Below are 629 nucleotides of genomic sequence, written 5' to 3'. Positions count from 1 at the left end.
GCCGACACCGTCGCGGGCAGCTACGGCAGCCTGACCATGGCGTCGAACGGCGACTGGTCCTACGACCTCGATGAGACGCTGGCCGGGGTCCAGTCCCTCGCGGCGGGCGATACGCTGGGCGATACCATCACGGTCTCGTCGGCGGACGGCACCACACAGGACATTGTCGTCACCATCAATGGCGCCAACGATGCCGCGGTGATCGGCGGCACCACGACCGGCTCGATCGGTGAGGACAGCACCGGTACCGCGACCGGTACCTTGACGGTTAGCGACATCGATACCGGTCAAAGCAGCTTCACCGCCGACACAATCGCGGGCAGCTACGGCACACTGACCGTTACCTCCAATGGTGACTGGAGTTACGACCTCAATGAGACGCTATCCGGGGTCCAGTCCCTCGCTGCGGGCGATACGCTCGGCGATACCATCACCGTCTCCTCGGCCGACGGCACCACACAGGATATTGTCGTCACCATCAATGGCGCCAACGATGCTGCCGTGATCGGCGGCACCACGACCGGCTCGATTGGTGAGGACAGCACGGGCACCGCAACAGGTACCTTGACGGTTAGCGACATCGATACCGGCCAAAGCAGCTTCACCGCCGACACAATCGCGGGCAGTTA

General features: G+C 63.6%; 1 protein-coding gene. It reads left to right on the top strand.

The window, feature by feature from the left end; translation table 11 throughout:
• Window positions 1–629, top strand: a 629-nt coding sequence (locus K6118_RS17190) for a VCBS domain-containing protein (protein ID WP_247121730.1), incomplete at both ends; no start/stop codon positions are given.

The organism is Kordiimonas marina, from assembly GCF_023006325.1.
In the GTDB taxonomy this organism is placed as follows: Bacteria; Pseudomonadota; Alphaproteobacteria; order Sphingomonadales; family Kordiimonadaceae; genus Kordiimonas; species Kordiimonas marina.
This window is presented reverse-complemented; position numbering and strand designations above follow the sequence as displayed.